This is a genomic window from Mycolicibacter hiberniae (assembly GCF_010729485.1).
Lineage (GTDB): Bacteria > Actinomycetota > Actinomycetes > Mycobacteriales > Mycobacteriaceae > Mycobacterium > Mycobacterium hiberniae.
In genome coordinates this window covers 3,118,386-3,145,149 of the sequence record NZ_AP022609.1, presented here as the reverse complement: position 1 = coordinate 3,145,149, position 26,764 = coordinate 3,118,386, and the positions used below count along the sequence as shown (strand labels likewise).

The 26,764-nt window shown below is 70.1% G+C and carries 22 protein-coding genes; 16 read left to right on the top strand and 6 right to left on the bottom strand.

The genetic code is table 11. The annotated features are described in order from the left end of the window. The first annotated feature begins 83 nt into the window (after window positions 1–83). From G6N14_RS14925 to G6N14_RS14905, 5 genes are all read left to right on the top strand, one after another. Window positions 84–1,553 (top strand): aldehyde dehydrogenase, encoded by a 1,470-nt coding sequence (locus G6N14_RS14925; RefSeq protein ID WP_085136347.1) that lies wholly within the window; start codon window positions 84–86, stop codon window positions 1,551–1,553. A gap of 31 nt (window positions 1,554–1,584) precedes the next feature. Then, window positions 1,585–2,337, top strand: a complete 753-nt coding sequence (locus G6N14_RS14920) for an SDR family oxidoreductase (RefSeq protein ID WP_085136348.1) — start codon at window positions 1,585–1,587, stop codon at window positions 2,335–2,337. Between the two features lie 74 nt (window positions 2,338–2,411). Further along, complete coding sequence (locus G6N14_RS14915) at window positions 2,412–3,272, top strand: NAD(P)-dependent oxidoreductase (protein ID WP_085136349.1); 861 nt, start codon at window positions 2,412–2,414, stop codon at window positions 3,270–3,272. 10 nt (window positions 3,273–3,282) lie between these two features. Continuing rightward, entirely contained in the window at window positions 3,283–3,708 is a 426-nt protein-coding gene (locus G6N14_RS14910) for a carboxymuconolactone decarboxylase family protein (protein WP_085136350.1), read from the top strand. Further along, complete coding sequence (locus G6N14_RS14905; protein WP_085136351.1) at window positions 3,705–4,592, top strand: SDR family NAD(P)-dependent oxidoreductase; 888 nt, start codon at window positions 3,705–3,707, stop codon at window positions 4,590–4,592. Before G6N14_RS14910 ends, G6N14_RS14905 begins: the two co-directional genes overlap by 4 nt. A 1,243-nt stretch (window positions 4,593–5,835) precedes the next feature. On the opposite strand, the gene G6N14_RS21240 is transcribed toward G6N14_RS14905, so the two are convergent. Together G6N14_RS21240 and G6N14_RS14885 are read right to left on the bottom strand one after the other, a co-directional pair. After that, window positions 5,836–6,648 (bottom strand): hypothetical protein, encoded by an 813-nt coding sequence (locus G6N14_RS21240; RefSeq protein WP_163787181.1) that lies wholly within the window; start codon window positions 6,646–6,648, stop codon window positions 5,836–5,838. Between the two features lie 231 nt (window positions 6,649–6,879). Next, a complete protein-coding gene (locus G6N14_RS14885) occupies window positions 6,880–8,526 on the bottom strand; it encodes a hypothetical protein (protein WP_163787179.1) in 1,647 nt (548 codons plus the stop codon). On the opposite strand from G6N14_RS14885, the gene G6N14_RS14880 reads away from it, so the two are divergent. After that, on the top strand, window positions 8,510–8,902 hold the full coding sequence (locus tag G6N14_RS14880; protein ID WP_163787177.1) for a hypothetical protein: 393 nt from the start codon (window positions 8,510–8,512) through the stop codon (window positions 8,900–8,902). The genes G6N14_RS14885 and G6N14_RS14880 overlap by 17 nt on opposite strands. Before the next feature lie 82 nt (window positions 8,903–8,984). Beyond that, a complete protein-coding gene (locus G6N14_RS14875; protein WP_163787176.1) occupies window positions 8,985–9,368 on the top strand; it encodes a hypothetical protein in 384 nt (127 codons plus the stop codon). On the opposite strand, the gene G6N14_RS21235 is transcribed toward G6N14_RS14875, so the two are convergent. Continuing rightward, on the bottom strand, window positions 9,349–11,523 hold the full coding sequence (locus G6N14_RS21235; RefSeq protein WP_163787174.1) for a hypothetical protein: 2,175 nt from the start codon (window positions 11,521–11,523) through the stop codon (window positions 9,349–9,351). The two genes, G6N14_RS14875 and G6N14_RS21235, sit on opposite strands and share 20 nt — an antisense overlap. On the opposite strand from G6N14_RS21235, the gene G6N14_RS14865 reads away from it, so the two are divergent. From G6N14_RS14865 to G6N14_RS14855, 3 genes are all read left to right on the top strand, one after another. Beyond that, complete coding sequence (locus tag G6N14_RS14865) at window positions 11,440–13,617, top strand: hypothetical protein (RefSeq protein WP_163787172.1); 2,178 nt, start codon at window positions 11,440–11,442, stop codon at window positions 13,615–13,617. The two genes, G6N14_RS21235 and G6N14_RS14865, sit on opposite strands and share 84 nt — an antisense overlap. Window positions 13,618–13,733: 116 nt before the next feature. Then, the gene (gene purD, locus G6N14_RS14860) at window positions 13,734–15,002 is read left to right on the top strand and encodes a phosphoribosylamine--glycine ligase (protein ID WP_085135818.1); all 1,269 of its coding nucleotides are present in this window, start codon (window positions 13,734–13,736) and stop codon (window positions 15,000–15,002) included. A gap of 29 nt (window positions 15,003–15,031) precedes the next feature. Next, complete coding sequence (locus G6N14_RS14855) at window positions 15,032–15,655, top strand: hypothetical protein (protein WP_085135817.1); 624 nt, start codon at window positions 15,032–15,034, stop codon at window positions 15,653–15,655. 37 nt (window positions 15,656–15,692) lie between these two features. Here the strand turns inward: G6N14_RS14855 and G6N14_RS14850 are convergent, their stop codons facing one another. Beyond that, window positions 15,693–16,520, bottom strand: a complete 828-nt coding sequence (locus G6N14_RS14850; protein ID WP_085135816.1) for an alpha/beta hydrolase — start codon at window positions 16,518–16,520, stop codon at window positions 15,693–15,695. An 89-nt stretch (window positions 16,521–16,609) separates the two neighbouring features. Between G6N14_RS14850 and G6N14_RS14845 the strand changes: the two genes are divergently transcribed. From G6N14_RS14845 to G6N14_RS14820, 6 genes are all read left to right on the top strand, one after another. Continuing rightward, the gene (locus G6N14_RS14845; RefSeq protein ID WP_085135815.1) at window positions 16,610–17,227 is read left to right on the top strand and encodes a TetR/AcrR family transcriptional regulator; all 618 of its coding nucleotides are present in this window, start codon (window positions 16,610–16,612) and stop codon (window positions 17,225–17,227) included. A gap of 126 nt (window positions 17,228–17,353) precedes the next feature. Continuing rightward, a complete protein-coding gene (locus G6N14_RS14840) occupies window positions 17,354–18,877 on the top strand; it encodes a Re/Si-specific NAD(P)(+) transhydrogenase subunit alpha (RefSeq protein WP_085135834.1) in 1,524 nt (507 codons plus the stop codon). 35 nt (window positions 18,878–18,912) lie between these two features. Continuing rightward, the gene (pntB, locus tag G6N14_RS14835; RefSeq protein ID WP_085135814.1) at window positions 18,913–20,334 is read left to right on the top strand and encodes a Re/Si-specific NAD(P)(+) transhydrogenase subunit beta; all 1,422 of its coding nucleotides are present in this window, start codon (window positions 18,913–18,915) and stop codon (window positions 20,332–20,334) included. 268 nt (window positions 20,335–20,602) lie between these two features. Further along, window positions 20,603–21,130, top strand: coding sequence for a hypothetical protein (locus G6N14_RS14830; protein ID WP_085135813.1), 528 nt, complete (start codon window positions 20,603–20,605; stop codon window positions 21,128–21,130). A 76-nt stretch (window positions 21,131–21,206) separates the two neighbouring features. Continuing rightward, complete coding sequence (purB, locus tag G6N14_RS14825; protein WP_085135812.1) at window positions 21,207–22,625, top strand: adenylosuccinate lyase; 1,419 nt, start codon at window positions 21,207–21,209, stop codon at window positions 22,623–22,625. 5 nt (window positions 22,626–22,630) lie between these two features. Continuing rightward, on the top strand, window positions 22,631–23,854 hold the full coding sequence (locus G6N14_RS14820; RefSeq protein WP_085135811.1) for a cytochrome P450: 1,224 nt from the start codon (window positions 22,631–22,633) through the stop codon (window positions 23,852–23,854). Window positions 23,855–23,879: 25 nt separating this feature from the next. On the opposite strand, the gene G6N14_RS14815 is transcribed toward G6N14_RS14820, so the two are convergent. Both G6N14_RS14815 and G6N14_RS14810 read right to left on the bottom strand, forming a co-directional pair. Further along, window positions 23,880–24,515: a hypothetical protein gene (locus G6N14_RS14815; protein ID WP_085135810.1), complete on the bottom strand. Its 636-nt coding sequence runs from the start codon at window positions 24,513–24,515 to the stop codon at window positions 23,880–23,882. 47 nt (window positions 24,516–24,562) lie between these two features. Next, on the bottom strand, window positions 24,563–26,716 hold the full coding sequence (locus tag G6N14_RS14810; protein WP_163787168.1) for a cellulase family glycosylhydrolase: 2,154 nt from the start codon (window positions 26,714–26,716) through the stop codon (window positions 24,563–24,565). Between the last annotated feature and the right edge of the window lie 48 nt (window positions 26,717–26,764).

The following is a 26,764-nucleotide window of genomic DNA, read 5'->3' as shown; positions in this document are numbered from 1 at the left end:
TTCGAGCCGGTGAGAACGGACATGTGTCCATTTTTCGCAGTGTTTCTTCACGGGGCACTGCGACCAAGCTGCGGGAGTGACTGATGGCGCTAGTGGCCGACGGCGTGAGCCGGCTGCTTATCGACGGCAAGCTGACCTCGGGCGGAGCCGGCGGCTTCGCCACCGTCAACCCGGCCACCGAAGAGGTGCTCGGTGAGGCGGCCAATGCCGACGCCGCCGACATGGATCGCGCGATCGGTGCGGCGCGGCGGGCTTTCGACGAGACCGACTGGTCGACCAACACCGAACTGCGGGTGCGCTGTGTACGCCAGTTGCGTGACGCGATGCTCGAGCACGTCGAGGAGCTTCGCGATCTGACGATCGCCGATGTGGGCGCGCCCCGGATGCTGACCGCCGGCGCCCAATTGGAGGGGCCGATCAACGATCTCAGTTTCGTCGCGGACACCGCCGAAAACTACGAGTGGACAAGAGATCTCGGTCAGGCCTCGCCGATGGGCATCCCCACTCGACGCTCGGTGGTGCGGGAGGCGGTGGGCGTCGTCGGCGCTATCACCCCGTGGAACTTCCCGCACCAGATCAACCTGGCCAAGCTGGGCCCTGCACTGGCCGCCGGCAACACCGTCGTGCTCAAGCCCGCACCCGACACGCCGTGGGTTGCCGCGGTGCTCGGAGAGCTGATCGCCGCGAACACCGACATCCCCCCGGGCGTGGTCAACATCGTCACCTCGACCGACCACGCGCTGGGCGCCATGTTGGCCAAAGACCCCCGGGTGGACATGGTTTCCTTCACCGGTTCGACCGCCACCGGTCGCAGCGTGATGGCAGACGCCGCCGCAACCATCAAGAAGGTGTTCCTGGAGCTCGGTGGCAAGTCCGCCTTCCTGGTGCTCGACGATGCCGACCTGGCCGCGGCCTGCTCCGTGGCGGGATTCTCGGTCTGCCTGCACGCCGGGCAGGGCTGCGCGATCACCACCCGACTGGTGGTCCCGCGGGCCCGCTACGACGAGGCGGTCGCCATCGCGGCCCGCACCATGGGCTCGATCAAGCCCGGCGACCCGTCGAAGCCCGGCACCATCTGCGGCCCGGTGATCTCGGCGCGTCAGCGCGACCGGGTGCAAAGTTACCTGGACCTTGCCATTACCGAGGGCGGTGAGTTTGCCTGCGGTGGTGGACGTCCGGCCGATCAGCCCGCCGGCTTCTTCATCGAGCCCACGGTGATCGCCGGGTTGACCAATGAGGCGCGGGTGGCCCGCGAGGAGATCTTCGGGCCCGTGCTCACCGTGATCCCGCATGACGGCGACGACGACGCGGTCCGCATCGCCAACGACTCGCCTTACGGGTTGTCCGCCACCGTCTACGGCGCCGATGCGGAGCGGGCGGCGGGGGTGGCGGCCCGACTGCGGGCCGGAACCGTCAACGTCAACGGCGGCGTCTGGTACTCGGCGGATGTGCCGTTCGGCGGATACAAGCAGTCCGGCAACGGCCGGGAAATGGGCGTGGCCGGGTTCGAGGAGTACCTGGAAATCAAAGCCATTGCCACAGCAGCGAACTAGCGACAAACACCGGATCAAGGGAGAACAACAGATGGGCCAATTCGACGACAAGGTGGCCATTGTCACCGGTTCCGGTGGCGGGATCGGGCAGGCCTACGCCCAGGCCCTGGCCGCAGGCGGTGCCGCGGTGGTGGTCGCCGACATCAACATCGACGGCGCGAAGACTGTGGCTGAGCAGATCGTCGCCGACGGCGGCAAGGCAATCGCCGTGCCGGTCGATGTCTCCGACGTGGAGTCGGCCCAGGCGATGGCGGCTGCCGCCGTGGCGGAGTTCGGCGGGATCGACTACCTGGTCAACAACGCCGCGATCTTCGGGGGAATGAAGCTCGACGGTCTGTTGACCGTTCCCTGGGACTACTACGAGAAGTTCATGCGCGTCAACCTCGACGGTGCGCTGATCTGCACCCGGGCCGTCTACGAGCACATGGCCCAGCGGGGCGGTGGCGCCATCGTGAACCAGTCCTCCACGGCGGCATGGGTTTACTCCAACTTCTACGGCTTGGCCAAGGTGGGGGTGAACGGTCTGACCCAGCAGCTGTCTCGCGAACTGGGCTGGCGCAACATCCGGATCAACGCGATCGCGCCCGGGCCGATCGACACCGAGGCCAACCGGGTCACCACCCCGCAGGCCATCGTCAAGCAGATGGTGCAGCAGCTGCCGCTGGCCCGGATGGGCACGCCCGAGGACCTCGTCCCGATGTGTCTGTTCCTGCTGTCGGATCAGGCGTCGTGGATCACCGGACAGATCTTCAACGTCGACGGCGGACAGATCATCCGCTCCTGACCGTCGCAGACGGGGTGCCGGGAACCCCGGCCGCACGGCGAAGGTGACGAAGCGATGAGAAGGAGCCCGAACGTATGACGGCAACGGAAACACCCCGCCTGGGTTATATCGGGCTGGGGAACATGGGTGCGCCGATGGCCCAGCGGCTGGTCGAATGGCCCGGCGGCCTGACGGTATTCGACCTGCGTGCTGAGGCGATGGCGCCACTGGAGCAGGCCGGGGCCGGCGTCGTCGACAGTATCGCCGAGGTCGGAGCGAGCGCCGACATCATCAGCATCACGGTGCTCGACGATGCCCAGGTCCGCCAGGTGGTCGCCGAACTGGTGACCACGGCCAAGCCGGGGACCGTCATCGCGATTCACTCGACGATCGCCGACACCACGGCCGCCGAGTTGGCCGAAGAGCTGGCGCCGCAGGGCATTCACGTCATCGACGCACCGGTCAGCGGTGGTGCCGGGGCGGCTGAGAAGGGCCAACTGGCCACCATGGTCGGTGCCGAGCGGGCGGTCTACGAACAGATCAAGCCGGCGTTCAAGCAGTGGGCGTCGTTGGTGATCCACGCCGGGCAGCCCGGCGCCGGAACCCGGATGAAGCTGGCGCGCAATATGTTGACGTTCACCGCCTACGCGGCGGCCGGCGAAGCCATGAAATTGGCCGAGGCGGCCGGGCTCGATCTGCAGGCCCTGGGCCGGGTGGTGCGGCACACCGATGCCCTCACCAGTGGTCCCGGCGCCATCATGCTGCTGGATTCGACCGCCCCACTAGCCCAGGACCATTTCCTGCGCGACGCCTTCACGCACACCCGCGAGCTCGGGGAGAAGGACCTGCGCCTCGCCCTGGGATTGGGTCAGGCCAACGGGGTCGACCTCCCGCTCGCCCAGGTGGCATTGACCCAACTCGCGGCCGGTCTGGGTGTGCCGCACGCCGAGGATTAGGAGAGATCTGATGGACGAACTGCGCCGTACCGGGCTGGCCAAGATGAACGAGGTCTACGCCTGGGACATGCCCGACATGCCGGGTGAGTACTTCGCGCTCACCGCCGATCACCTGTTCGGCCGAATCTGGAGCCGCCCGGGGCTTTCCATGCGCGACAAGCGGTTGATGACACTGACGGTGGTCACCTCGGTCGGCGACAAGGATCTGGCGGAGATCCAGGTCAACGCGGCCCTGCACAACGGCGAGCTCACTGAGGACGAGCTGCGGGAGATGGCGATCTTCATCACCCACTACGTGGGTTTCCCGCGGGGTTCGGTGCTCAACGCCGTGGTCGAGAAGGTGATCGCCAAGCGCAACAAGGCCGCCGCCGAAGGCAAGGGCGAAGACAAGAGGGCCAACGTCACGGCGGTGCTGGACAAGCAGAAGGGCAAGTGACGCAGCAGGCCGCGCCGGACTTGCTCGCCGGCCGGGGAGCCGTCGTCGTCGGCGGCAGCCGGGGTATCGGCCAAGCCGTGGCGCGCCTGCTGGCGGCGTGTGGCGCCGGAGTGGTGGTGAACGGCCGGGACCCGGACGCGGTAGCCGAGACGGTGGGCGCGATCACCGGTTCGGGCGGGCACGCTGTCGGGATATCCGGCGCCGCCCATGTCGAGGCGACCGCCGTGGCGCTGGTGCAGGCCTGCCGCGAGGAATACCGCAGTGTGGACGTGTTGATCAACTGTGCCGGTGTCGCCGAACCCGCGGGCTCATCGATCCTGTCGGTGTCCACCGCGCAATTTCACGAGCTGCTCGACGCCCATCTGGGCACGGTGTTTCAGACCTGCCGGGCGGCCGCGCTGATCATGGCCGAACAGCGCAGCGGCTCGATCGTCAACAGCGGTTCGGTGGCGTTCCTGGGTGACTACGGCGGCACGGGATATCCGGCCGGTAAGGGTGCGATCAACGGGCTGACCGTGGCCGTGGCCGCCGAGCTCGCTCAGTACGGGGTGCGGGCGAACGTCGTGTGCCCCGGTGCGAAGACGCGATTGTCAACCGGTGCGGACTACGAGCGGCATATCCGCGATTTGCACGCCCGCGGGCTGCTGGACGAGATCAGCATGCGGGCGTCGCTGGACCCGGCTCCCGCCGACTATGTCGCACCGTTGTATGCCTACCTGGCCAGCGACCTGGCTGCCGGTGTGACCGGGTCGGTCTTTCTGGCATCGGGGGGTTTCGTGGGCCGTTTCGAGCGGCCGATTCCCGCGGTTCTGGGCTACCGCGATCACCAGAGCTGTGCGCCGTGGTCCTTCGACGAGTTGCACGCGATGGTGGCGAAGGGCTGACCGGTCCGGACGGTTCGCCACGGCAGCGGTGCCATTTTTTCCTGCGTCCGTCATCTGTTTGCAGGCAGTTGCGGGCCAGCCATGTGACCAGTGGCGCGCGGCGCATCGCGCTGAGAGTCGGGTGTGGGGTCTGCTCCTCGTGGTAGTGGGCGCGGCTGAAGGACCGTAGAAGTCGGGGTGGCGGTTCTCGGCGTGCATCTTCGCTGAACCGCTGGGGATCAGATGGCGGATAAGTGGAGAAAAGTACCCCGACAACTGCCTATCGCTAGGCCCTTTTGGGCGCTACCGTGGTCCTGGGCAAGAATTACCGACGCGGGATTGCGTCAGTTCTCAGAGAAAAACGACCATTCGGTTAGTTATCCTATGAGTAATTTCACTTCAACTGTCTTCTGTGATGGACATCATCGCCCAAGTGAACGCGACCTGGCCGTTTAGGCGCTGTTCACTCTCATTTGGTCCACATCAGAAAACTTCTCTCCAGTTTTCGATTGGCGGCCATAACGGCGCTTAGGTAGCTTCCGTCTTCGCGGAATCGCCGCAACCCTCGTTGAGGACACGCCAATCCAGGAGCAGGGCAGACGTGGCTCGTCAGTGCACCAACAAAGTTGTTCGTTCGTCGGGTCGGCGTTCGGTGGGGCGTGCTGCGGTGGGGGCCGGTAGTGCTGTTGCCGCGTTTTTGGCGATGGGGTTGTCGCCAGCGCCGGTGGCGGCGGCGGATTTTGAGGATCTGTTGGATCCGGTGGTGTGGGCGGGGTGGTTTGAGGGGCCGGGGCCGGCTGAGGCGTCGGTGGACGCGGGTCTGTGGGCTGGGCTCGGTGATGCGGGCTCGGCAGATGCCGCAGAGTTCTTCTATGGGGTGTTCGAGCAGTTCGATCTGGCGGTGGCGTCGTTCTACCACGAGCAGTTGTACCTGCCCCTGTACAACTTGTCACAGGACTTCATCGCTGGTAACCAGCCGTTTTTGGAGTTGATCAACCAGCCGTTCGTGGACCTGTTCGGGCGGGAGTTGATCGGTAACGGCCTGGATGGGTTCGTCGGGGCTAACGAGTCGTTGTTGGGCGGGTCGGGGTGGTTCGGCGATCTCGGTGACGGCGGGTTCTTGTTCGGCGATGGCGGCGCCGGTGTTGCGGGGGTGGCCGGGCTCAATGGGGGTGCGGGGGGTGCCGGTGGGGATGCGGGCATGTTCGGCAATGGCGGTGTCGGTGGTATCGGTGCTGACGGTGGTGATGGGGGCGCCGGTGGTTTAGGGGGTTGGCTCTTTGGTGACGGGGGTGCCGGCGGCGCCGGTGGGGCGTCGTTGGATGTGGCGGTGGCCGGCGGTAACGGGGGTGCCGGCGGCGATGTGGTGAGCCTGTTCGGGTTTGGTGGTGCCGGGGGTGCCGGGGGTGCCGGCGGTGCGGGTGCTGCGGGGGCGGCGGGTGCCGCCGGTGTTGACGGGGTGCTGGCGGCGTTGGAGGGCGCGGCCGGTGGTGATGGTCTGACCGGTGGACTCGGCGGCAATGGCGGTGCCGGCGGGGCAGCCGGGTTTGTGCTGGGCATCGGCGGTGTAGGCGGTGCTGGTGGTGCCGGCGGCGCCGGCGGCACTGGGGGCGCCGGGGGTGCCGGGGCGGTCAGTGTGGATGACTTTGGGGGTGCTGGCGGGGCCGGCGGTGTCGGTGGTGATGGCGGTGCGGGGGGCCGTGGTGGTGTCGGGGGTGTCGGTGGGCATTTCGGTGCTGCCGGTCATGGGGGTGTGGGCGGCAACGCCGGGATCGCCGGTGACGGTGGTGCCGGGGGTGCTGGGGGTGCCGGTGCTCGCGGTGGTGGCGATGGCGGCGCTGGGGGCGCCGGCGGGCAGATCGGGACGACGGCCGGGGCCGGGGGCGCTGCTGGTGAGAAGTTCATGGCGTGGTTGTGGGGCAATGCCGGGCGCCCGGGTGCTGGTGGGGTGTTGCCGGCGGGGGCCAGTGGTCATGGCGGCGCCGGGGGCGCCGGGGGTGCGGGTATCGGGGTCGACGGCCAGGGTCAGGGCGCTGCCGGGGGTGCCGGCGGCGCTGGTGGTGATGCTGGTGCGCACGGTAATGGTGGCGCCGGCGGCGCCGGGGGTGCGGGCGCGGCGGGGGCGGCCGGGGCCGACGGGGCCGAGCCGGGCGAGGCGGGGGTGTCTGGCGGTGCCGGCGGGCAGGGGGGCGCGGGGGGTGCCGGGGGTGCCGGGGGTGCGGTGCTCGGTGATGCCGGTGCCGGCGGTGCCGGCGGGTCCGGCGGCGCTGGTGGTGCGGGCGGCAGTGGTGCTCAGGGTGCGGCCGGGTCATGGGTTGATGGCGGAGACGGCAACGGTGGTGCCGGTGGGGACGCCGGTCATGGTGGGGCCGGCGGCACCGGGGGTGCCGGGGGTGCGGCGGGCACCGCGACGGCCGGTGCGGCCGGGGCAGTCGGTGCCGCCGGTGCCGGTGGTGACGGCGGTGGTGCGGGTGCCGCTGGCGTCGGTGGAGCGGGCGCGCACGGCACCGCCGAGCATCGCGATGCCGGTCATGGTGGTGCCGGCGGCCGGGGTGGGGACTCCGGCGCCGGGGGTGCCGGGGGTGCGGCGGGTCTGGACGGGGCGGCCAGTACCGGCGGCGCGGGTGGTGCCGGGGGCGCGGGCTTTTTGGGGGCCAACGGCACCGCGCTGGAACGCGATGGGATCGCCGGGGGCGCCGGTGGTGACGGTGGCGATGGCGGCTTGGGCGGCTTCTACGTCGACGGGTCGCAGGCGGCGCAAGGCGATGGCGGTGCCGGCGGTGATGGTGGTGCCGGCGGCAACGGGGTCAACGGCGCCAACGGTGCGGTGGCCGGCGGTGATGGCCAGCACGCCGGTCATGGTGGTGCTGGCGGTGATGGCGGCCGCGGTGGTGCCGGTGCCACCGTCGGGGCCCACGGGGTGGGCGGTTTGGGCGGCAACGGCGGTAATGGCGGTCATGGCGCTGATGGCGCTGATGGCGCTGACGGCGCTGCCGGTGATGGGCAGCAGGGCCAGGGCTATGACGGACAGCATGGTGGCGCTGGCGGCAATGCCGGTCGTGGTGGTCTGGGCGGCGACAGTGGCGGCGGATCGCGGTCGGCCTCCGGGTACGACGGGATCGCCGGCAACGGTGGTCATGGCGGGGCCGGGGGCACCGGTGCCGACGGGGTCAACGGCACCGCCGAGGATGTCGATGCCACCGCCGGTGCTGCCGGTGGGGCCGGCGGTAATGGTGGTCTGGGTGGTCTGAACACCGACGGCGCTCGGGCGGTCACCGGCAATGGTGGTGCCGGTGGTGCTGGGGGCCGGGGTGGTAATGGTTTCAACGGCGCCAACGGGCTGGCCCCCGGTGCCGATGGCACCCGCGGTGGCAATGGCGGTGCCGGTGGCGATGGCGGAGTCGGCGGCACCGGCACGCTTGCCGGTGCGCACGGCGCCGGTGGTGTGGGCGGTAACGGCGGCAATGGTGGGCACGGTGCGCAGGGCGCGCACGGCGCCAACGGCACCGCCCAGCAGATCAACGGGCAGGCCGGGCAGGACGGCGGCAACGGCGGGAACGCCGGTGTGGGTGGTGCCGGCGGTGCCAGCGGCAACGGCACCACCGCCGCTGACGGCAGTCACGGCAGTGCCGGGGTCGGTGGCAATGGTGGTGCCGGGGGCCGGGGCGCTGATGGTGCCGATGGCGTTACCGGTGCGGTGGATGGTGCTGCGGGTGGTCATGGTGGTGCCGGTGGTCATGGTGGTCTGGGTGGGGTGCAGGCCGATGGGACTCGGGCGGTGCAGGGTGATGGGGGCAATGGTGGTGCCGGTGGTGCCGGGGGTGCGGGGCTCTCGGGTGCGGTCGGTGTTGCCGGTGGTGCGGGTTCGCAGGGTGCTGCTGGGACGGTGGGGGCCGTTGATGGTGGTGTTGGTGGCCGGGGTGCTGATGGTGGTGTCGGTGAGCGCGGTGGTCATGGTGGTGCCGGGGGTAATGGGGGTGTGGCCGGTACGGGTGCCCGTGATGGGGTGGCCGGTGTTGGGGGCGTGGGTGGTGCTGCCGGTGATGGTGGTGCTGGCGGCGATGGTGGTGCTGGTGGCGCGGGCGGGGATGGTTTCGCTGCGGTGGATGCGGGTGCTGCCGGTGGTCATGGTGGTGCTGGTGGCGTTGGGGGTGATGGCGGCGCTGGGGGTGCGGCCGGTGACCGGGGTGTGGGTGGTCTCGGTGGTGATGGTGTCCGGGCTGCTGATGGTGCGGCCGGGGTGGATGGGTTGCAGGGCCGTGGGGGTGTGGGCGGTGACGCCGGCGATGGTGCTGATGGCGCGGATGGGGCGGCCGGTCGTGATGGGCTGAGTGCGGGCAACGCTTCGCTTGATGGTGAGGCCGGGCAGGCCGGTGGTGCCAGGGTAACGCCGGTGTCGGTGGTGCTGGGGGCGTGGGCCGCGAGGTCAGGCCGCTGCCGGTGTTGATGGCAGTGCCGGGGTCGGTGGCAATGGTGGTGCCGGGGGCCGGGGCGCTGATGGTGCCGATGGCGTTACCGGTGCGGTGGATGGTGCTGCGGGTGGTCATGGTGGTGCCGGTGGTCATGGTGGTCTGGGTGGGGTGCAGGCCGATGGGACTCGGGCGGTGCAGGGTGATGGGGGCAATGGTGGTGCCGGTGGTGCCGGGGGTGCAGGAGCTCTCGGGTGCGGTCGGTGTTGCCGGTGGTGCGGGTTCTGGGGTGCTGCTGGGACGGTGGGGGCCGTTGATGGTGGTGTTGGTGGCCGGGGTGCTGATGGTGGTGTCGGTGAGCGCGGTGGTCATGGTGGTGCCGGGGTAATGGGGGTGTGGCCGGTACGGGTGCCCGTGATGGGGTGGCCGGTGTTGGGGGCGTGGGTGGTGCTGCCGGTGATGGTGGTGCTGGCGGCGATGGTGGTGCTGGTGGCGCGGGCGGGGATGGTTTCGCTGCGGTGGATGCGGGTGCTGCCGGTGGTCATGGTGGTGCTGGTGGCGTTGGGGGTGATGGCGGCGCTGGGGGTGCGGCCGGTGACCGGGGTGTGGGTGGTCTCGGTGGTGATGGTGTCCGGGCTGCTGATGGTGCGGCCGGGGTGGATGGGTTGCAGGGCCGTGGGGGTGTGGGCGGTGACGCCGGCGATGGTGCTGATGGCGCGGATGGGGCGGCCGGTCGTGATGGGCTGAGTGCGGGCAACGCTTCGCTTGATGGTGAGGCCGGGCAGGCCGGTGGTGCCGGGGGTAACGCCGGTGTCGGTGGTGCTGGGGGCGTGGGCCGCGAGGGTCAGGCCGCTGCCGGTGTTGATGGCAGTGCCGGGGTCGGTGGCAATGGTGGTGCCGGGGGCCGGGGCGCTGATGGTGCCGATGGCGTTACCGGTGCGGTGGATGGTGCTGCGGGTGGTCATGGTGGTGCCGGTGGTCATGGTGGTCTGGGTGGGGTGCAGGCCGATGGGACTCGGGCGGTGCAGGGTGATGGGGGCAATGGTGGTGCCGGTGGTGCCGGGGGTGCGGGGCTCTCGGGTGCGGTCGGTGTTGCCGGTGGTGCGGGTTCGCAGGGTGCTGCTGGGACGGTGGGGGCCGTTGATGGTGGTGTTGGTGGCCGGGGTGCTGATGGTGGTGTCGGTGAGCGCGGTGGTCATGGTGGTGCCGGGGGTAATGGGGGTGTGGCCGGTACGGGTGCCCGTGATGGGGTGGCCGGTGTTGGGGGCGTGGGTGGTGCTGCCGGTGATGGTGGTGCTGGCGGCGATGGTGGTGCTGGTGGCGCGGGCGGGGATGGTTTCGCTGCGGTGGATGCGGGTGCTGCCGGTGGTCATGGTGGTGCTGGTGGCGTTGGGGGTGATGGCGGCGCTGGGGGTGCGGCCGGTGACCGGGGTGTGGGTGGTCTCGGTGGTGATGGTGTCCGGGCTGCTGATGGTGCGGCCGGGGTGGATGGGTTGCAGGGCCGTGGGGGTGTGGGCGGTGACGCCGGCGATGGTGCTGATGGCGCGGATGGGGCGGCCGGTCGTGATGGGCTGAGTGCGGGCAACGCTTCGCTTGATGGTGAGGCCGGGCAGGCCGGTGGTGCCGGGGGTAACGCCGGTGTCGGTGGTGCTGGGGGCGTGGGCCGCGAGGGTCAGGCCGCTGCCGGTGTTGATGGCAGTGCCGGGGTCGGTGGCAATGGTGGTGCCGGGGGCCGGGGCGCTGATGGTGCCGATGGCGATCACGCCACAGCACCGGGCAGCGACGGCGTCGCCGGGACCAACGGTGGTCACGGCGGTAACGGCGGCGCAGCCGGCAAGGGCGGCTGGAATGCCGACGGCAGCGCCAGCGGGCTCGACGGGACGCAGGGCGACGGCGGCAACGGCGGCAATGGTGGCAACGGTGGCAACGGCTATCAGGGTTCCCACGGCGCGAACGCCGGTGATGACGGACAGCGTGGCGGACACGGCGGCGCCGCCGGAATCGGCGGCAACGGCGGCTCCGGGCTCGTCGGCGGGGCCGGCGGCAACGGTGGTCACGGCGGCCAGGGCGCCAGTGGCGGTGCCGGGCACAACGGCTACAACGCGGCAACCGATGCGACCGCCGCAGCCGGCGCCCACGGCGGAAACGCAGGCAACGGTGGCGACGGCGGTAATGGTGGAGCCGGCGGCGCCGGCGGTAACGGCGGGGCATCGACCGTGCCGGGCGGTACAGCTGGCGCGAACGGCAACGGCGGCGACGGCGGCACCGGCGGCGATGCGGGAACCCCCGGCGACGGCGGTGACGGCAAGGATGGCGACGCCACCCACCACGCCGGCGGGAACGGCGGCCACGGCGGCAACGTCGGTGCTGCCGGATCCGCCGGGGGCCGCGGTGAGGCCGGGACAGGCGGGGCCGCCGGCACCGGCACCGCGGGCAGCACCGGCACGGCCGGCAACGGCGTGACCGGTGTGGTGGGCAACGGCGGCAACGGTGGCGACGGCTATAACGCCGCCGCCGACGGCCGGGCGATCGGCGGCGCCCACGGCGGCAACGGCGGCAACGGCGGCAACGGCGGTGACCGCGGAAACGGCGGCGGCGGCGGCAACGGCGGCGACGGCGCCGCAGGCAGCGCAGCCACCAGCATGGATGCCGGAGGCCGAGGCGGCGACGGCGGCAATGGCGGCACCGGCGGCAAAGGCGGTGCGGGCGGGGCGTTCGCCGGCACCCGCGGAACCGGCGGCGACGGCGGCGACGGTGGCGTCGGCGGTACCGGTGCGACCGGTGTGGTCACGTCGAACAACGGCTACGGCGGCACCGGTGGCAACGGTGGTGTCGGTGGCAATGCCGGTGACGCCAGTGGTCGGGCCGGTAGCGGTGGCGCCGGGGGTGTCGGCGGTACGGGTGCGACCGGTCAGGTGGGCTACAACAACGGCTACGGCGGTACGGGTGGTCGTGGGGGTACCGGTGGGTTGGCCGGCTCTGTCGGTCGTGCCGGTGCGGTCGGTGACGGCGGTGACGGTGGCGTCGGCGGGATGGGTGCGACCGGTGTGGTCACGTCGAACAACGGCTACGGCGGCACCGGTGGCAACGGTGGTGTCGGTGGCAATGCCGGTGACGCCAGTGGTCGGGCCGGTAGCGGTGGCGCCGGGGGTGTCGGCGGTACGGGTGCGACCGGTCAGGTGGGCTACAACAACGGCTACGGCGGTACGGGTGGTCGTGGGGGTACCGGTGGGTTGGCCGGCTCTGTCGGTCGTGCCGGTGCGGTCGGTGACGGCGGTGACGGTGGCGTCGGCGGGATGGGTGCGACCGGTGTGGTCACGACGAACAACGGCCAGGCCGGCAACGGTGGCAACGGCGGCGTCGGTGGCAATGCCGGTGACGCCAGTGGTCGGGCCGGCAACGGTGGCGCCGGGGGTGTCGGCGGTACGGGTGCGACCGGTCAGGTGGGCTACAACAACGGCTACGGCGGTACGGGTGGTCGTGGGGGTACCGGTGGGTTGGCCGGCTCTGTCGGTCGTGCCGGTGCGGTCGGTGACGGCGGTGACGGTGGCGTCGGCGGGATGGGTGCGACCGGTGTGGTCACGACGAACAACGGCCAGGCCGGCAACGGTGGCAACGGCGGCGTCGGTGGCAACGCCGGTGACGCCAGTGGTCGGGCCGGCAACGGTGGCGCCGGCGGTGTCGGCGGTACCGGTGCGGCCGGCCAGGTGGACTACAACAACGGCCACGGCGGAGCGGGCGGCAACGGCGGTACCGGCGGGCAGGCCGGATCCGTTGGTCGTGCCGGTGCGGTCGGCGACGGCGGCGACGGCGGCGATGGTGGTGCCGGCGCCCATGGCGTCATCACGTTCAACAACGGCTACGGCGGCAACGGCGGCCACGGTGGTGCCGGTGGCAACGCCGGTGACCTCAGCGGTCGCGCCGGCGCCGGCGGCAACGGCGGTCACGGCGGCCATGGCAGCGAGGGGCAGATCGGCTACAACAACGGTTACGGCGGCAACGGCGGCTACGGCGGCAACAGCGGCCTGACCGGGACCGTCGGCATCGCCAGCCGGGTGGGTAACGGCGGTGACGGCGGCGACGGCGGTGCCGGCGCCCACGGTTTCATCACGTTCAACAACGGCTACGGCGGCAACGGCGGCCATGGCGGCCTGGGCGGCACCGCCGGAGGTGCCACCGGGCAGGCCGGATCCGGTGGCAACGGCGGTCACGGCGGCCACGGCACCGCCGGTCAGATCGGCTACAACAACGGCTACGGCGGCAAGGGCGGTCACGGCGGTGATGGCGGCGGCACCGGCGCCCTCGGTCGAAGCGGTGTCATCGGAAACGGGGGCCACGGCGGCGACGGCGCCGTCGGCGCAGACGGCGTGATCGACGTCAACAACGGCGACGGCGGTGCCGGCGGTGACGGCGGTGCGGGCGGCAACAGCGAACCCGGCGGCCTGAACGGTGACGGCGGCAACGGCGGCGACGGCGGCAATGGGGCGGTCGTCGACTCCACCAGCAGAGGCGGCGACCCCGGCGTCGCAGGCGTGGGCGGTGCCGGAGGATCCGCCGGTGCTGCTGGTCAAGGCGGTACCGGCGGCGCGTCCGGCCAGAGCGGCCAGCCCGGCTACCCCGCGAGCCCCGCGGGGTAGGCCGGAGCCGCCGGCGCGGGCGGGAACTCGGGCCGGAAACCGGTTCGTACCTTATATATCCTTTGTGTCGCGTCCCGCCGATGAACAGCGAGGCGAAACAGAGAGGAGTGGCGCCCATGCGCGTCCTGGTGATCGGTTCCGGTGCCCGGGAACATGCGTTACTCCTCGCGCTGCGCAAGGACCCCCAGGTCGATCACCTGGTGATCGCTCCCGGCAACGCCGGTACCGCGGCGGTGGCCGAGCAGCGCGACATCGACATCACCTCCGGGTCGGCGGTCACCGCCTTGGCACGCGAGGTCGAGGCAGACCTGGTGGTCATCGGACCGGAAGTGCCGCTGGTCCTGGGCGTCGCGGACGCGGTACGTGCCGCAGGAATCGCGTGCTTTGGGCCGTCGCAGGACGCCGCTCGCATCGAGGGTTCCAAGGCGTTCGCCAAGGACGTGATGGCCGCCGCCGGGGTACGCACCGCTCGATCGGAGATCGTCGACAGCCCCGCTGACCTCGACGCCGCCCTGAGCCGGTTCGGCCCCGACGCCGGGGAGGCGGCCTGGGTGGTCAAAGACGACGGCCTGGCCGCGGGCAAAGGCGTGGTGGTGACGGCGGATCGGGCGGCCGCCCGGGCCCATGCCGCCGGCCTGCTCGACAGCGGCCATCCGGTGCTGTTGGAGTCCTTCTTGGACGGGCCCGAACTGTCGTTGTTCTGCATCGTCGACGGTGCCACCGTGGTGCCGTTGCTGCCGGCGCAGGACTTCAAGCGTGTCGGCGACGGCGACAGCGGACCCAACACCGGCGGCATGGGCGCCTACGCCCCGCTGTCGTGGTTGTCTCCGCAGGCCGCCGACGCGATCGTCTCTGGCATTGTCGAACCCGTCGCGGCCGAACTGCTGCGGCGGGGCAGCCGATTCACCGGGCTGCTCTATGCCGGTCTGGCGATGACCTCGACCGGGCCGGCGGTGGTCGAATTCAATTGCCGCTTCGGCGATCCCGAGACGCAGGCGGTGCTGGCGCTGCTGGAGTCGCCACTCGGGCAGTTGTTGCGCGCCGCTGCCACCGGCGGACTGAGCGAGTTCGGCGCGTTGCGCTGGCGCGATGCCGCGGCGGTGACGGTGGTGCTGGCTGCGGAGAACTACCCCGGGCGGCCGCGCGTCGGCGACGTGATCGTGGGGGCCGAGGGCGACGGAGTGTTGCACGCCGGTACCGCCCGCCGCGAGGACGGCGCGGTGGTGTCGTCTGGGGGGCGCGTGCTCTCGGTCGTGGGCGTCGGAGCCGATCTGAGTGCCGCACGTGCCGAGGCCTATCGCATCCTCAATTCAATCCGCCTGCCGGGGAGTCACTTTCGCAGTGACATCGGCGCAGCTGCCGCGCAGGGCGCGATACAGATCTGACGCGGGTCGCCTACCGCTATCCTTGGGGCATGGCTGACCAAACTGAACCGGAGTCCACTGAATCCGAGAAGCCGGATGAACCCGTAAAGCAGTCTCCTCCGGCGAAGACCGAAGCCGCGGAGAAGAAGACCGAAGCCGCGGAGAAGCGGCGATCGGCTCCCCTTCCCGCGCCGGTGCAGCCGAGCCGCGGCCCGTTGCTGATCGCCGCGGCGGTCGGATTGGCCGCCGGCCTGATCGGTGGCGCGGCGGTGGCCGCCGTGTGGCATCCGTCATCGGGTGGTGGCTCTGCCAAGTTCAGCGATCAGCAGGCCAACGACGCGAAGAAGGACGTCTGCAGTGCGGTCGTGCTCTCCCGTCAAGCGGTGGCCAACAACATGCACATGAAGAACCCGGAGCCGGAGAACCCGGTGGCCCAGCTCGCGGTGGCCGCCAACGCGAGGTTGTCGCTGACCGCGAGCGCCGCCTACCTGCGCGGCCGGTTGGAGGCCAACCCCGCGACGCCGGAAGACGTTGCCGACCAGGCCCAGAAGATGGCCGGAGGGCTTGAGCGTCTCAACCTCAGCTACCTCGTCGGGCAGCCCAACGCCGAACGCGAGCAGCTCGGGCATGACCTCGACTCGCACATCACCGCGCTGGGCAAGCTCTGCCAGTAGGGCCCGGCGACCCGCAGGCCGCCGGACCGGAAACCGGCTAGGCGGCCAGCAGCGGTGCCAGCCAGGTCAATTCGGCGGGCAACTGCGAACTCCAGTAAGACCCGTCGTGGCCGCCGGGGGAGAAACCCCCGGCCGGCGGGTTGGGCAGCTGGGCGATGAATGCCTGGGTGGCCGCGTAGAACGGGTCGTCGTTGCCGCAGTCCACCCGGATCGGGATCGAACCCAACGCCGGCATGCCGAACACCGAGTTCGCGGCGAAGTCGGCTGCCCCGTCGAACGCGCCCGGGGCGCTGGCCCCGGGCGACAGCCACAGCGCGGGGCTGACCGCGCAAATGGCCGCGGTCCGGCGCGGGCCGAGTCGGCCGCCCAGCAACAAGGCGCCGTACCCGCCCATCGACCAGCCGATGAAACCCACCCGGGAGGTGTCTAAGCCCTGCTCGGCCAGCAACGGTAACAACTCGTCGGTGACCATCGCCCCGGAGTCCTCCCCGGACGCGCGGCGATGCCAGTAGCTTCCGCCGCCGTCGACGGCCACCACTGCGAACGGGGGGAGCCCCGCATCGACTGCTTGTGCCAGCCCTTGCTCGACGCCGCCGGCCATCACGGTTTCCGTGTCACTTCCCTTGCCGTGCAGAGCGATCAGCGGACGCAGCGCGCCGGTCTGACCGGGCGGCCGGGCGATCGCCCAGTTGGTGGTGACCCCACCGCGCGCCGCCGAGGTGAACGAACCCCGGACCATCGTCGGTGCGGTCTGCAGCGGGGCGGCCCATGTCCGTGGCTGCAGCAGCGAGCTCGCGCCCAGCGCGCCCGCCGTGCCCATCGTGGCCGCCATGCGTAGCACCGCGCGTCGGTTCAACTCCGGCATTGGGTCATCATGCCAGCGGGTGCGGTTTGATTCGAAAAGCCGAAACGCATGATGCGGCACCAGCCGGGCTGGCAGCATCTTTAGGCGTGATGACAGCAGTGACGCCCAAGGGTGAACGGCGACGGTACGCGCTGATCAGCGCCGCCGCCGAGCTGCTGCGCGAAGGTGGATTCGATGCGGTACGCCACCGTGCCGTGGCGCGACGGGCCGGTCTGCCGCTGGCATCGACGACGTACTACTTCTCCTCGCTCGACGACCTGATCGCCCACGCGGTGGAACACATCGGGATGTTGGAACTCGCCCAACTGCGCGCCCGGATCACCGACCTGTCCCGGCGCCGGCGCAGCGCCGAAACCACCGCGGACATCCTTGTGGAGTTGCTGGTCGGTCACGACGGGGACGGGCAGATCGACGAGCAACTGATCTCCCGCTACGAGCGCTACATCGTGTGCTCGCGGCACCCGGCGCTTCGCGACATTCAGCGACGCATCCTGCATCAACGCTCCGAGGCGGTCACCGAAGCTGTCGAACGATCCGGCCGGATCGCGCGGGTCGAGATGGCGTATGCCCTGGTCTGCATGGTCGACGGCGCGGTGATGGCGGCGCTGGTCGATGACCTCCAGGGGCCGCGGGCGGCCGCCCGAGCTGCCGTCATCGACGTCATCGACGTGCTGGTGCCGCTGGATCAGCGCGCGGTGTCAGCCTGAGAAGCGCACACGGTATGCTGCCTCGATCCCTTTGTGCCTCCTTAGCTACTGGCGGGTAACAGGGGGTAGGAGACGCCTGGAAACGCCCGAAGACGGCGACGAGATGTGAATGTGGAGAGCTACGTCATGAATATCGGTGTCCTATCCGAGGCGCAGCCCGGTGAGACGCGTGTGTCGGCGACGCCGACGACGGTCGCTGCACTGACCAAGCTCGGTTATGACGTCGTGGTGGATTCCGGTGCCGGTGAAGCGTCGTCATTTTCCGATGCGGCCTACATCGAAGCCGGCGCCACCATCGGCGATGCGCGCAGCGCAGACATCGTTTTCGGCGTCAACGCCCCGTCTGCCGAGCAGCTCGACGGGATGAAGCCGGGCGCGACCCTGGTCAGCCTGCTCGCACCGGCGCTGAACCCCGACCGGGTCGAGGATCTGGCTCGCCGGCCCATCACCGCCCTGTCGATGGACGCCGTGCCCCGGATCTCGCGCGCGCAGTCGCTGGACGTGCTGAGCTCGATGGCCAACATCGCCGGCTACCGCGCCGTGATCGAGGCTGCCCACGTCTTCGGCCGGTTCTTCACCGGTCAGGTGACCGCGGCAGGCAAGGTGCCGCCGGCCAAGGTGCTGGTGGTGGGCGCCGGAGTGGCGGGCCTGGCCGCGATCGGCGCCGCCGGCAGCCTGGGCGCGATCGTGCGGGCCACCGACCCACGCCCGGAGGTAGCCGACCAGGTTCGCTCGCTCGGCGGTGAGTACCTGTCGATCGAGTCGACTGAGACCGAGGTGTCGGCCACCGGCTATGCCAAGGAGATGAGCGACGACTACAAGGCCCGCGAGGCACAGCTCTACGCCGACCAGTGCGCCGACGTCGACATCATCGTCACCACGGCGCTCATCCCGGGTAAGCCCGCCCCGCGGATCATCACCGCCGACATGGTGGCGTCGATGAAGCCGGGCAGCGTGATCGTCGACATGGCCGCGGCCAACGGCGGCAACGTGGAGGGCACCGTCAAGGACCAGGCGATCGTCACCGCCAACGGCGTGACGATCATCGGCTACACCGACTTGGCCGGCCGGTTGCCCGCGCAGGCGTCGCAGCTCTACGGCACCAACCTGGTCAACCTGATGAAGCTGATGACCCCCGGCAAGGACGGCCAGCTGGTGCTGGACTTCGACGACGTGGTGCAGCGGTCGATGACCGTCGTGCGCGACGGCGAGTCGACCTGGCCGCCGCCACCGGTTCAGGTCTCGGCCGCACCGGCCAAGGCCGCCGAAGCCCCGGCGCCCGCCCAGGCGGCCAAGGAGCCGATGTCGGCGGGCCGTCGGCTGCGCCTGGTGGTGGGCGCTGCGGCGGTGCTGTTCACGCTGGTCGCCCTGGCGCCCGCGGCGCTGCAGGTGCATTTGACCGTCTTCGCGCTGGCGATCGTGATCGGCTACTACGTCATCGGGCACGTGCACCACGCGCTGCACACCCCGCTGATGTCGGTGACGAATGCGATCTCGGGAATCATCGTGGTGGGAGCGCTGCTGCAAATCGGCCACGAAGACCCGGTCATCACGAGTTTGGCCGCCGCGGCGATCCTGCTGGCCAGCATCAATATCTTCGGTGGTTTTGCGGTGACCCGCCGCATGCTCGCCATGTTCTCTCGCAGCTAGGCGCTGCGCACCCCGACTTGGAGTAGACACCGCTTATGTTTTCAGTTGAGACCGCCGCCTCGGCGGCGTACATCGTCGCGGCCCTGCTGTTCATCCTGGCCCTGGCCGGGTTGAGCAAGCACGAGACGTCCAAGGCCGGCAACAGCTTCGGCATCCTGGGGATGGCGGTTGCGTTGGCCGCGACCATCACCTTGGCGGTGCACCACGGCATCCCCTCGGTGGGCCTGGCGCTGTTGATCGGCGCGACCGTGGTGGGCGCGGCGATCGGACTGTGGCGGGCCAGGGTCGTCGAGATGACCGGCATGCCCGAGCTGATCGCGCTGCTGCACTCGTTCGTCGGTTTGGCCGCCGTGCTGGTCGGCTGGAACGGCTACCTGCACGTCGAGGCGGCAAGGAACGGGCCGGACGCCCAGGAGCTGGCGGCGTCGGGCTTGCTGGGCATTCACTCGGCCGAGGTCTTCATCGGGGTGTTCATCGGTGCGGTCACCTTCACCGGCTCGATCGTGGCCAACCTCAAACTGTCGGGGCGGATGAAGTCCAACCCGCTGATGCTGCCGGGCAAGAACTTCCTCAACGTCGGCGCCCTGGTCGGGTTCGTCGCGCTGACGGTGTGGTTCGTCTACGAGCCGCAGCTGTGGCTGCTGATCGCCGTGACGGTGCTGGCGCTGGCGCTGGGCTGGCACCTGGTGGCCTCTATCGGCGGCGGGGACATGCCGGTGGTCGTCTCGATGCTCAACAGCTACTCCGGTTGGGCGGCTGCGGCGTCGGGCTTCCTGCTCTCCAACGACCTGCTGATCATCACCGGCGCGTTGGTCGGCTCCTCGGGTGCCTATCTCTCCTACATCATGTGCAAGGCGATGAACCGCTCGTTCATCTCGGTGATCGCCGGCGGCTTCGGGATCGAAGCCGGCCCGGCCGAGGACAAGGACTACGGCGAGCACCGGGAGATCACCGCGGAGGGAGTGGCCGAACTGCTGAGCGGCGCCGAGTCGGTGATCATCACCCCCGGCTACGGTATGGCCGTCGCGCAGGCCCAGTACGGAGTGGCCGAGCTGACCCGCAAGCTGCGGGACCGCGGGGTCAACGTGCGCTTCGGCATTCACCCGGTCGCCGGCCGGCTGCCCGGACACATGAACGTCCTGCTGGCCGAGGCCAAGGTGCCCTACGACATCGTGCTGGAGATGGACGAGATCAACGACGACTTCGGCGACACCTCCGTGGTGCTGGTGATCGGCGCCAACGACACCGTCAACCCGGCCGCCGCCGAAGACCCGTCGAGCCCTATCGCGGGCATGCCGGTGCTCACCGTGTGGGAAGCCGACAACGTGATCGTCTTCAAGCGCTCCATGGCTTCGGGCTACGCGGGTGTGCAGAACCCGCTGTTCTTCCGGCAGAACTCCGCCATGTTGTTCGGCGACGCCAAGGACCGGGTCGAGGACATCCTGCACGCGCTGTAGCGCGCTCGCTGCCGCCACGAGCGGATCGCGGTCCGCGACCCGCGGTGCTGCGGCCGGGGCCGGCCTGAACTCCCCCGCGCCAGGTTGCCACAAAGCACCGTCACCAGCCGCCCGCCTGTGCCAGACTCCGTTCGGTCCGTTTTTATCGACATATGGAGTCGCCATGTTGACCGCTTGTTGCCAGAGCGCAGAATGTGTTCGCCTAGCGGCGATACCGTGGACCGACGTCCGTAAACAGAAACGAACCGGTCGGCCGTAGGGGTCGGCCATGTCTGTGCAGCAGCAGCTCACGGCCGAGCAGCAGGCGCCCGCGGCCCGGATTGCGGTCGAGGTGTTCCTCGACATCATGCGGATCAATCGGGTGCGCCCCCATGAGATCGCCGCCCGATGCCGGGAACGGACCCTGACCCGGCACGTAGCGGTGGGACCCCGGCACGAGATCGTGCGGTCCTTCGACCTCGCGCCGCCGTTCTGGCCGGTCACCGTGGACCGCTTCGACGCCATGGTGGCCGGGTATGGCATCGACCGCACCGGAACTTGTGTGCGCTACATGCAGAATCGATACCCCTTGATCAATCGGGCCGATGACCGGACGGTCGTCCGGGTGCAGTTCGCGCCGGGATGTCACAACGTGCTGCGTCGCGCCACCCGAAGCAATCCCGCTTTCCTCTGCGAGCCGCTGCCGCCCCGGCATGCCGTCGAGGTCGTGGCGCAGTACCTCATCGACGCTGCGATATCACTGTCGGAAGGCCGCGGCCCCGTCGACGAGCGAGCGCTGGCACCGAGCGGCTGGTGACGCCGGCAACTTCCCGGTCCGCGCTGCGCGGGCCAGCCGGCCCGGGGCGGATCGGGCGACCGTAAGCTAGCTGCTCGTGAGCATCCCCAATGTGCTGGCCACCCGTTACGCCAGCACCGCGATGACAGAGATCTGGTCGCCGCAGGCCAAAATCGTTGCCGAACGGCGGCTGTGGCTGGCGGTGTTGCGTGCGCAGTCCGAGCTCGGCGTGGCGGTCCCGGCCGAGGCGATCGCCGACTACGAGGCCGTGATCGGCGACGTGGATCTGGCATCGATCGCCGATCGCGAGCGGGTGACGCGCCATGACGTCAAGGCCCGCATCGAGGAGTTCAACGCGCTGGCCGGCCACGAGCACATCCACAAAGGCATGACCAGCCGGGACCTGACCGAAAACGTCGAGCAGCTGCAGATCCTCCAGTCCCTGCAACTGGTGCACGAGCACGGGGTCGCCGTCGCGGCCCGCCTGGTCAGGCATGCGCTGGCCTACCGCGACCTGGTGATGGCCGGGCGCAGCCACAATGTCGCCGCGCAGGCCACCACGCTGGGCAAGCGGTTCGCCTCAGCGGCCGAGGAGATGCTGCTCGCGCTGCAGCGGGTAGGTGAGTTGATCGACCGCTACCCGTTGCGCGGCATCAAGGGGCCGATGGGCACCGCACAGGACATGCTGGACCTGTTCGACGGCGACACCGCCAAGCTCAGCGAGCTGGAGCGCCGAGTCGCCGCCTTCCTCGGGTTCTCCACGGTGCTGACCAGCGTCGGACAGGTCTACCCACGCTCGCTGGACCACGACGTGGTCTCGGCCCTGGTGCAACTGGGTGCCGGCCCCTCATCGCTGGCCCAGACGATTCGCCTGATGGCCGGCCACGAACTGGTCACCGAAGGATTTGCGCCCGGCCAGGTGGGGTCCTCGGCGATGCCGCACAAGATGAACACGCGCAGCTGCGAGCGGGTCAACGGCCTGCAGGTGGTGTTGCGCGGCTACGCCTCGATGGCTGCCGAGCTGGCCGGCGCGCAATGGAACGAGGGTGACGTCTTCTGTTCGGTGGTGCGCCGCGTCGCGCTGCCGGATGCCTTCTTCGCCGTCGACGGGCAGACCGAGACGTTCTTGACCGTGCTCGACGAGTTCGGGGCGTACCCGGCAGTGATCACCCGCGAACTGGACCGCTACCTGCCCTTCCTGGCCACCACCAAGGTGCTCATCGCGGCGGTGCGCGCCGGCGTGGGCCGCGAAGCCGCCCACGAGGTCATCAAAGAACACGCGGTCGCGGTAGCGCTGGGGATGCGAGAACGTGGCGCCGAACCGGACTTGCTGGACCGGCTTGCCGCCGACGAGCGGCTGCCGCTGGACCGCGCGGCCCTGGAGGAGGCGGTCGCCGACCGGCAGGCATTCACCGGGGCCGCCGCCGACCAGGTCGATCGGGTGGCCGCCGAAGTCGCCGAACTGGTCGAGCGTTACCCGGGTGCTGCCGCCTACCAGCCGGGCGCGATTCTCTGACCCTCATGCAGGCCCGGCAGCTCGCGAGCATCGACTTCACCGATCTGGACAATTTCGCCGACGGCTTCCCCCACGACCTGTTCGCGCTGCACCGCCGTGTCGCCCCGGTGTTCTGGCACGAACCCACCGCACACACCCCCGACGGCGAGGGCTTCTGGTCGGTGGCCACGCACGCCGAAACCCTGGAAGTGCTGCGTGATGCCGAAACGTATTCATCGGTCACCGGTGGTGACCGGCCGTTCGGCGGCACCGTGCTGCAGGACCTGCCGATCGCGGGCCAGCTGCTGAACATGATGGACGACCCGCGGCACGCGCAGGTCCGGAGGCTGGTCAGCTCCGGGCTCACGCCGCGGATGATCCGCCGCGTCGAGACCGACCTGCGGCAGCGGGCCCGGAAGCTGCTGGACGCGGTGGAGCCGGGGGTGCCCTTCGATTTCCTGGTCGACGTCGCCGCCGAGATCCCGATGCAGATGATCTGCATCCTGTTGGGGGTGCCTGAGGCAGACCGGCACTGGCTGTTCGAGGCGATCGAGCCCAGCTTCGACTTCCGCGGCTCCCGCAAAGCGGTGGTGTCGCGACTGTCCATCGAGGACGCCGGCAACCGCGTCTACAACTTCGGGCTCGAGTTGATCGCGGCCAAGCGCGCGGCCCCTGCCGAAGACATGCTGTCGGTGGTGGCGAACTCCACCGACCCCGAACTCAGCGATCTCGAAGTGTATTTGTTCTTCCAACTGCTGTTCAGTGCCGGCGCTGAGACCACCCGCAACGCGATCGCCGGCGGGCTGCTGGCACTGGCCCAGCACCCGGACCAATATCGGTTGCTGCGCAGCGATTACGGGCTGCTGCCCACCGCCATCGAAGAGATCCTGCGCTGGACCTCACCGGCTCCGTCGAAACGGCGCACCGCCACCCGGCGCGCAGTGCTGGGCGGGCAGACCGTCGACGCCGGCCAGAAGGTGCTGGTGTGGGAGGGCTCGGCCAACCGCGATCCGGCGGCCTTCGACCGGGCCGATCAGTTCGACATCTCCCGCAAACCCAACCCGCACATCGGATTCGGCCACGGCGCCCATTTCTGCCTGGGCGCGCACCTGGCGCGCTTGGAACTGCGGGTGCTTTACGAGGAGCTGCTGGGCCGGTTCGGCGAGGTGGCGATGGCGGCACCGCTGGAGTGGACCCGCAGCAACCGGCACACCGGGATGCGGCACATGATGGTGGAACTGCGGCCCTAACGGCGCAAGCGGCAATACCGGTCGCTCACGGAACGGGACCGCCCCGAGATCGCCGGGCCAAGCCCGCGGCATGCAGTTCCAAGGCGGCCAAACGGCCGATGACCGTCGGGTCGGCGTGCCGCCAGGCTCCGGCCGGGTCGGGGCTGACCGCGGTCAGCTTCCCCAACGGGCGATTGGTCAGGGCACGCAGCGCCAGCAACTGCTGCCCGGCCGGGCTGGAGTACAGGCCCAACACCGCTCGTTTACGCAGGAAGAAACGCAGCCGCAAGGCCAGCCACGGCATGGCCACCGCCAGAATCGGCGGGGCCGCGACAGCGAATGCCAGCACATAGGCCAGCCACCCGGCGGTGGTGTTCAGGTTGTGGCCGGCACCCGCGATGTCGACCGCGGCATGCCCGGCTGCGGTGAGCGGCTTGCTCACCGCGTCACCCACCAGCGGGATACGGTCCGCGCTCTTGCCGGCCGAGGCCAAACTGTCGGCCACACCGGTGGCCCCCCGCTCGAACTGCCGACCCACACCGGCGATGGTGGTCACGGCACCGTGCACCGCCAGCGCCACCAGCACCCACAGGCAGGTCCACGCCGCGACCATCAGATCGCTGAACAGCTGGGCCAGCAAGCGGCCAGGGGAGGTGGCATAGGGCAGCAGGCGGGACGTCATACCTGCGATCCCAGCACACCGAAGCCCGTCCGGCGGCCGAAGCGAACTCAGCCGTTGGCCGTCACCGTCACCGTGACGGTGCCCGCCCCGGCATTGGAGGCGATCACCAGCACGGGGGCGTTGGCGGCCGAGACCACGTGCCCGCCGGTGACCGCTACCTGGTAGCCGTCCGGATAGAGGCTGGGCGGCACCGAGATGTTGGTGTGCGCCCCCGCGGCGAACTGCCCGGAGCCGTCAGCCATCTCGGTGGAGTAGCTGAACGCGAAGGTGCCGTCGTTGAACGACCAGCTGCCCGGGATGCCGGCCACTGCCTGCGGGTAAGGCGCCGCCAGCGCGTTCACCGCGTCGGTTGCCACGTTGTCACCGACCGGCGGCTGCTCCATATCACGGACGAGGACGTTGTTGTAGTCCCAGAAAAGCCAGCCGAAGCCGTGCTGGTTGGCGGCACCGGTGGCGCCGTTGATGACGCCGGGGTTGGTGGTGTTGCCGAACTCGGTGAGCAGCGCCGGCACGCCGTTGGCCTGCGAGTAGGCCGCGGCGTGGTGCATGATGTAGCCCTCGTAGGCCCCGCAGCCGAAGTCGCTGCCCAAGACCTCGTACCACGGGCAGTAGCTGTGGAAGGCGAAGATGGTGTTCGGGTCATCCGGCGGGGTCACGAAGGTGGGCACCGGCAGGTTGCCGAACAGCGTGTTGGACCCGAAGATGACCGGGGTGCTCGGGTCCACCGAGCGGATCGCCGCTGTCACCTGCTCGTAGAACGGTGACAACTGCTGGGTGTCGAAGAACGGGTTGCCGAACGCTGTCGACAGGTAGCCCGAGCCCGGCCAGGGCTCGTTCATGATCTCGTAGCCGGCGACGTGGGGATTGCCGTTCAGGTAGCCGGCGACGGCCTGGAACATCCCGGCGTAATGGTTCTGCAGGCCTAGGCCGTCGGGTCCGGGGGAGTTGTTCCAAAACGCGTCCCAGGCGTGGTTCACCGCGGCATTGAGCGGGTAGTTCCACGGCCAGCCGAAGTTGATGTTGATCGCATCGCCGGTCTGCACCGCCCACTCCGGCGCCCCGTCGCCGATGCCGGTGATGACATCGCTGTACAGGTCCTGGTGCATGTCGATGACGCTGACGATGCCGTAGGAACCGAGGAGGTCCACGGTGCCCTTGATCGACGCCAGATAGTCGTAGTCGATCTGGCCGGGGCTGGGCTCCACCGCGGCCCAGATGACGCCGACGCGAACCGCGTTGATGCCGTTGGCGGCCAGGTACGCCGCATCCTGCTCGTCGAAGTGGTCGGCCTCCGGGCTGAAGGGCGCGTATTTGTTGACCTCGTTGACCCCGTGCAGGATCAGCACCCGGCCGTCGGCGTCGGTGAGCCAGGTGCCGGCGGTGCTGAAAGCTCCGCTGCCGATCGGCGGGCCGCTGTCCAAGGTGCCGAAGGCGCCGACGGAGCCGTGGGTGCCGAACAGGCCGGCATTGCCGCCCGCCCCGCCCAGCGCCGGGCGCGGGAAGCCGGCCGCCGCCGCGGCGCTGACGCCGTCGCCGGCGTCCCCGCCGTGGCCGCCGGCGGCGAACAGGCCGATGCCGTGGCCGCCGTCGCCGCCGTAGCCGCCCTCGCCGCCGGCGCCGCCGACACCGCCGTTGCCCAGCAACCAGCCGCCTGCGCCGCCGGCGCCGCCGGCGTCTTCACCGCCCGCGCCGCCCGCGCCACCGTTGCCGATAAGCCCTGCCGCGCCACCGGCCCCGCCGGCGACGCCGGCTTGGTCGCTGTCCCAGCCGGCCCCGCCGGTGCCGAACAGCCAACCGGCGGCACCGCCGTCGGGGTTCGCCTCGCTGCCCGTGGCGCCGTCGCCGATCACAAACGAGCCGAACCCGTTCAGGAAGTCGGCGACCTGCTGGCCCGCCTGGCTGTCCAGCCACTGATCGAGTCCGTTGTAGACGGGCAGGTAGATCGATTGCTGGAACCATTCGGCCAGGTCGAACGAGGTGGCCGCAGACGCGCCCAGCGAGTCGCCCCAGTCAGCGGCGATACCGGCCAGGAACTGGTCGAAGACGTCGTCGACGGCGTCGGCCTGGGCGACAGGTGCGCTCACCGGTGCCAGGCTGAAACCGACGGCCACCCCGGCCGCCAGGGCAGCTCCGGTCAGGCGGGCGCGCCCGGTGGGACGAGGCCGTGGGCGGTTGGTGCTGGCGGTGTGTGCGTATGTCATCAGTCGCTACCTTGGGGCCGATGCTGCTATGTGTTAGGTATGAAAAGT